Genomic DNA, 5,685 nt, shown 5'->3' on the forward strand with positions numbered 1-5,685 from the left:
TCAGTCTGGGGACTGCGCAAAGACCCCAAGGGTCTCCGAGACTCTGATCCAAGGTGCGACGCACTTCCGAAAGTGCGTCGCACCTTGGCTGGCGGCATAATGCCCAAACCTGTAGGGCGCCTTTCCATAGCCGCCGGACGCTATCCACGAATAACACGAATCCACACGAATGGAGAAGAGAATAGACCCCAGGGGGTCTCCGAGACCCTTGGGGTCTTCACGCTTGTGGGCCGCTCCACATCTGGCGAAGTCCGCTTCGCCGCATGGCGAACCGCGATGGGGCTCTTGACCCCACCTAACCTGCTGGGGTGAGGATGGGTGAGGTAAGTCCTGCTCGGCAACCCAATGGAGGATGGTTTGGGGCTGTTCTCTGCTTCAGGCCCTCTTTGCTTTCCTCGCGCAGGCGTGCGTACACGATCCATGCGTGTCTTGACAAATCGCCCTATGTAAGGTATGCTAGGGTACTGCCATCTCCGGAGGAAGCGCATGGACAACAAGGGGCTCCTGGATGCCGTACAGACGGCCATAGAAGCCGAGCGCGCCGCACGCCAATTCTACCTCTCCGCCGCCGAGAAGACTGCCAACCCCCAGGGCAAGGCTCTGTTGCTGGAACTGGCCGACTTTGAGGCCTATCACGAGCAGAAACTGGCGGACCTGGTCCGCTCCCTCGGCGCGGGCCAGTACATCGCGTACCAGGGCAAGGAGTTGGCCCGCCCCAAGCCCGAAGGCGGCAAGGCACCCCAGAAGGAAGCCAACCTGCGCCAGGTGGTGGATGTCCTCAACCTGGCCATGGACGCGGAGCAGAAGGCCCAGGAGCGCTACTCGCGGCTGGCCCAATCCACCGACGACCCCCTGGGCAAGGCCATGTTTGAACGTTTGGCTCAGGAAGAGGCCATGCACTACCGCATCCTGTCCGACGAGTTCTACACCCTGTCCAACAAGGGACTGTGGGTCTGGGCCGAGTAGCGGGTTGGGGGTGAACCTATCGGCTGCTCGCCGCATCTAACTAGCGTTGTGTATCCAGATGAGGGAGGAACAAACGATGGAAAAACCAACCCGGCAACGCCCGCTGATGTACGGCCTCAGCACCTGCGGCTGGTGCCGCAAGGCGCGCACCTGGCTGGAAGGACGCTTCGGCGAGGGCGGATTTGACCTCATCTACGTGGACCTTCTGCCCACTGAGGAGAAGATGCGGGTCATGGACGAATTGCGCAAGTACACCCCAAGCCCTGCCTTTCCGATGGTTCTGGCCGACAACGAGTGCATCATCGGCTACCGCGAGGACGAGTACAGGAGGGTTTTCGGCGCATGACGATAGATCCCGAGCGACTGCGCAAGATCTACGAGCAGTTGAAGGCCGACGCCGAGTCGGGCGGCTACCACCTGAACCCCGACGAGGCGTGGACGCTGGGCCTGGTTGAGGGTCTGTTGACCAACGAGGACCGCTATGGCTACTGGGCCTGTCCGTGCCGCCTGGCGTCGGGCAACAAGGAAGAGGACCTGGACATCATCTGCCCGTGTGACTATCGGGACGCAGACCTGAACGACTGGGGCGCGTGCTACTGCGCCCTGTACGTGTCCGAGGAGGTGCTGGAAGGCAAGCGCCCGCTGCAGTCGGTCCCCGAGCGTCGTCCCGCGCAGCGGCCCAAGGCCGGCTCCCGCCCGGAACCTGCGGGTGGGATTCGGCTGTGGCGCTGCCGCGTGTGCGGCTACCTGTGCGCCCGCGAGCACCCGCCGGGAGTGTGCCCCGTCTGCAAGGCCAAGCGCGAGCGATTTGAGCCATTCGTGCTGCCGGTGAGCGCGCTGCCCGGACCTTAGGCGGCGCGGGGCCGGGACCTGCGAGAGGGGCGTTCGGATCGCGAAAGACGCGAAAGACCGCGAACGGTCTTTCGCGTTCTTTTGTGTCTTGCGCCCCGAACTGTCGCGAACTCCATACAGCAGATACCGTTCTGCCCGGTGCCTGCACAGAGGTTGCTTCGCGGCTTTGTTTCTCGCGATGGCGGGCGCCAACGAACCTTGGAGCCGATCCCCCTCGCCATGGGCCGCGCAGATCTCCCGTCTTGTGTCAAGATGAATAAATTGTCATCGGGAGGGGTTTGCGTTTTCATCGTTTTTTCATCTTGGCGTGCTATGATGTCCGCGAGGGGAGAAAAGGGCTGAGGGAGGCCTTTTCGCAAGTGCACAGGGAGCCTGCGTGCCGCGTCGCCGTTGCCTTCCTGCCGAAGTCCCCGGTCGGTTTTTTCTGGCGTTCTGGCACGGGCCTTGCATGTGCGAAGGTGCCGCCGCAAGACCAGCCAGTCGCCGCGAGCGGAGGATGCGAAGATGAGCACGGAACCGGTTGCTGTGGACACGGCTACCCTGGAATCCAGCCTGAAGCAGGTGAAGGGGGTGTTCGCGTGTCGGGTTGTGATGGATGCCCCCGGCGAGATCGGCGAGATTCACGTGGTGGGTGCGCCCGACCGAAAACCCAAGCAGATTGTTCGGGACATAGAGTCGCTTCTGTTCGCCAGGTTTGGGCTTCGGGTGAACTACCGCAAGATCAGCCTGGCACAGATGCAGGAGGACAAAGCCTTCGCCGCGCTGGGGTCGCGGCCGCGACTCCTGGCGGCCGGAAGGGCAACAGAAGGCGACGCCGCGGTGGTGCAGGTGCGGCTGGCCGACAACGGCAGCGTTTTTGAGGGGGTTGCCCGCCATCCCAGAGACGACGAGAACGTGGGGCGGGCCGCGTGCTTGGCCACGCTGGACGCGCTGAACAAGATGGTGGGCAATAGCGGGCAGTTTACTTTAGACGCGCTGGAAGTGATGTCGGTGGCAAACCGCGAGATCGTGGTCGTCATCGTTACCTTCGCGTTCGCTGCCGGGGAGGAGCATCTCATCGGGACGAGTTTCTACCGGGGGGACATGGTGGAGTCGGCCGTGCGGGCGACGTTGGACAGCGTCAACCGGCGGCTTTCACTCATTCGGTCGCTCTAGGGTTCTGGCGCCGAGACGCCGAACCGGGCGCAACGGAGGAGATGGGAGGCGGCATCTGGCTGAAGAAGCCTGAAGCGGAGCGAAGGGGAATCGGAAGAGACCTCAGACAAACTTTTGGCCGAAAGGCCATACGAGCGAAAGGAGGAGATTCCCCATGAAGTGGAGAGTTCTCTACGCGTTGATGATCGTAGCCAGCATCGTAGCCGCCGCCGGCGCGACCGCCAAGTGGCACTAGCGTAAACTCACCATCGCCGCCTCCCATCTCTATCCGCTCAAAGTTGCGGAGTTTTGGGGCTTTGAATAGAATTCTGCCTGCCGGCTTCTCGGCGATGAGGAGCGCAGGCCGTTATCGTAGGGCCTGGGATCCGGGGCTTCGCGCCCGGAAGCCGCAGGCCGTTGGAGGGTGTTCTCGTGAGGGCGCTGCCCAGGCGGGCTCAAGTCTACATCATTTTTCTGGCGCTGGCCGCCCTGCTCGGGGTTCTCGGGATGCTTCCGACGCTTATGGCGCAGCCGTCGCTGTGGCCTGTGGTGCTGCTCTTCGCCGGGTTGATTTGCCTCTCGGACTTGTTCCCCATCGTGATGCCCTTCCCTGGCGACGCCGAGATGACGGTGTCGGGCGCTGTGCAGGCGGCCGTGGCGATTCTGTTCGGCCCGGCTGCGGCAGTCTGGGCGGCGTTTCTGGGCACACTGGTGGCCGAGGCCATCCTTCGGCGGGCCTGGCATAAGGCGGTTTTCAACGTCTCCCAGATGGCCATTACCTTCGGAGCCATGGGCTCCCTGTACCGCATCCTCTATGATGGGAACGTCAACCCCCTGAACTCGGTGCAGAATGCCGGCGCGCTGGCCCTCCTGGCCGTGTTCTACTACGTGGTCAACACGGGCATGGTGGCGCTGATCGTCGCCTTCGCGAATCGGATTTCGGCCTCCTACGTGTGGAAGGTGAGTTTCCGCGACATCGCCTGGCACGAACTCACGATGGTTCCGCTGGGGGCCATGATCGTCATCCTGTGGCAGGCCAGCCCCTGGGCCATCGCGCTGATGGTGCTCCCGCTGGCGGTCGTGCGCACGTCGTTGCTCCAATCCAGCGCGCTGCAACTGCAGACGATGGAGACGCTCCTGGCGCTGGCCGACACCATTGACCAGCGAGACCCGACGACCTACGAGCATTCGCAGCGTGTGGCGATGTTCGCCGAGATGATCGCCAGGGAGTTGGGGCTTGCGCAGGACCAGGTGGAACTCATCACTTTGTCGGCGCGCCTGCACGACGTGGGCAAAATCGGGATGAGCAACGCGCTCCTGTACAAGCCGCAGCAGTTCTCGCTGGACGAGTGGCACGAGTTCCGTCGCCACCCTACCATCGGCGCGAGTATGGTGGAAAACTTCCCCCTGTTCCGCAAGGGGCGGGATCTCATCCTCCATCACCACGAGCGCTGGGATGGCCAAGGCTACCCCGACCGCCTGGCGGGCGAGGATATCCCCCTCGGGGCGCGGATCATCGCCGCCGCCGACGCCCTGGAAGCCATGACGGCCGACCGCGTGTACCGCAACGCGCTGACGCTGGACGCGGCCATTGAGGAGATCCGGCGGGAGCGGGGCCGCCAGTTTGACCCCAAGGTGGCCGATGCGCTCGTGGCGATTCTGGAGCGCTACCGCCAGCAGGAGCCGGACTGGGAGCGCGAGACCTTCCAGAAGCGCGTGCGGGCCTTCCCGGTGGCACAGCCGGTTTCCACTCAGGTGGGTGGTTGACGTGATTCTGCTCCTCTTCGCCGTGTTGGCGCTCCTCATCGCGCTGGCGCGCGGCGGCGACATCCTGGCCCTGGCGCGGGTGCCGTTTCGCCTGGGCTGGCTGGCCCTGCTCGCCGTGGGCTTGCAGATTCTCATCTTCTCGCAGTGGTGGGCGCGGTCGGCGCTCGCAGGCTGGACGCCCGTGCTCTACGTGGTGTCGCTGGCGCTGTTGGTGGGCCTGGTGGCGGCGAACTGGCGGCTGCCGGGCTTTCCGGTGGTGGGGCTGGGGCTGACATGCAATGCCATGGCCATCGCGCTGAACGGCGGCAGGATGCCCGCGTCGCCCGATGCCCTGCGAACCGCCGGCCTAGAGTTCGTCATCCTGAAGGCCGGCACCCTCGGCTCTTCGGCCAACACGGTGCTCCTGGGGCCGGAGACGCGCGTCCCGTTCCTGTGCGACATCTTCGCCATCCCCTCGTGGTTTCCCCTGGCGACGGTCTTCTCGGTCGGCGATGTGCTCATCGCGTTGGGGGCGGCGTGGTTCTTCCTGGCGGTGGTGCGCCCCAGGGCCGCGCGACGTTCCCATCGCGGAAACGCGGGGGACGCAGCGGCCGACGAAACCGGCGAATAGGGCCGATCTGCGCAAGCCGCGCGTCTGCGAACGGTGCTGCACGGGCGGGTATGGAAACCCGCCCCTACTGTTCCCCATTCGCGTGGATTCGTGTGATTCGCGGTTACAGAGGGCGGGTATGGAAACCCGCCCTACGTTGTCGTGGGTAATACGGGCGGGCGGCTTTCCATAGATGCCGCGGGCAAGGGGCAGGTGTGGGAACCCGCCCCTACTGTCCCCCATTCGCGTGGATTCGTGTGATTCGCGGTTACAGAGGGCGGGTATGGAAACCCGCCCTACGTTGTCGTGGGTGATACGGGCGGGCGGCTTTCCACAGATGCCGCGGGCAAGGTGCCGGTGTGGAAACCCGCCCCTAC

General features: G+C 64.3%; 6 protein-coding genes. All 6 read left to right on the forward strand.

Annotation, left to right across the window (positions count from 1 at the left end; genetic code table 11):
• Positions 1–486 precede the first annotated feature (486 nt).
• The 6 genes from H5T65_13815 (at position 487) to H5T65_13840 (ending at position 5,329) form a co-directional block, all read left to right on the forward strand.
• A complete protein-coding gene (locus tag H5T65_13815; GenBank protein MBC7260304.1) occupies positions 487–966 on the forward strand; it encodes a ferritin family protein in 480 nt (159 codons plus the stop codon).
• A gap of 76 nt (positions 967–1,042) precedes the next feature.
• Positions 1,043–1,312, forward strand: a complete 270-nt coding sequence (locus H5T65_13820; protein ID MBC7260305.1) for a glutaredoxin family protein — start codon at positions 1,043–1,045, stop codon at positions 1,310–1,312.
• Positions 1,309–1,818 carry a ferredoxin:glutaredoxin reductase gene (locus H5T65_13825; GenBank protein MBC7260306.1) on the forward strand — a complete coding sequence of 170 codons (510 nt, stop codon included), beginning with the start codon at positions 1,309–1,311 and terminating at the stop codon, positions 1,816–1,818. The genes H5T65_13820 and H5T65_13825 overlap by 4 nt, the downstream gene beginning before the upstream one ends.
• 504 nt (positions 1,819–2,322) lie before the next feature.
• Positions 2,323–2,973: a hypothetical protein gene (locus H5T65_13830; GenBank protein ID MBC7260307.1), complete on the forward strand. Its 651-nt coding sequence runs from the start codon at positions 2,323–2,325 to the stop codon at positions 2,971–2,973.
• A gap of 411 nt (positions 2,974–3,384) precedes the next feature.
• Positions 3,385–4,719: an HD-GYP domain-containing protein gene (locus H5T65_13835; GenBank protein ID MBC7260308.1), complete on the forward strand. Its 1,335-nt coding sequence runs from the start codon at positions 3,385–3,387 to the stop codon at positions 4,717–4,719.
• A 1-nt stretch (position 4,720) separates the two neighbouring features.
• A complete protein-coding gene (locus H5T65_13840; protein ID MBC7260309.1) occupies positions 4,721–5,329 on the forward strand; it encodes a DUF5317 domain-containing protein in 609 nt (202 codons plus the stop codon).
• The last annotated feature ends 356 nt before the right edge of the window (positions 5,330–5,685 follow it).

The sequence above is a fragment of the Chloroflexota bacterium genome (assembly GCA_014360805.1).
GTDB lineage: Bacteria > Chloroflexota > Anaerolineae > DTLA01 > DTLA01 > DTLA01.

What these genes read in the sequence shown, in the direction of transcription:
- H5T65_13815 (MBC7260304.1), top strand. Translation starts at nt 487, where the DNA reads ATGGACAACAAGGGGCTCCTGGATGCCGTACAGACGGCCATAGAAGCC.
- H5T65_13820 (MBC7260305.1), top strand. Translation starts at nt 1,043, where the DNA reads ATGGAAAAACCAACCCGGCAACGCCCGCTGATGTACGGCCTCAGCACC.
- H5T65_13825 (MBC7260306.1), top strand. Translation starts at nt 1,309, where the DNA reads ATGACGATAGATCCCGAGCGACTGCGCAAGATCTACGAGCAGTTGAAG.
- H5T65_13830 (MBC7260307.1), top strand. Translation starts at nt 2,323, where the DNA reads ATGAGCACGGAACCGGTTGCTGTGGACACGGCTACCCTGGAATCCAGC.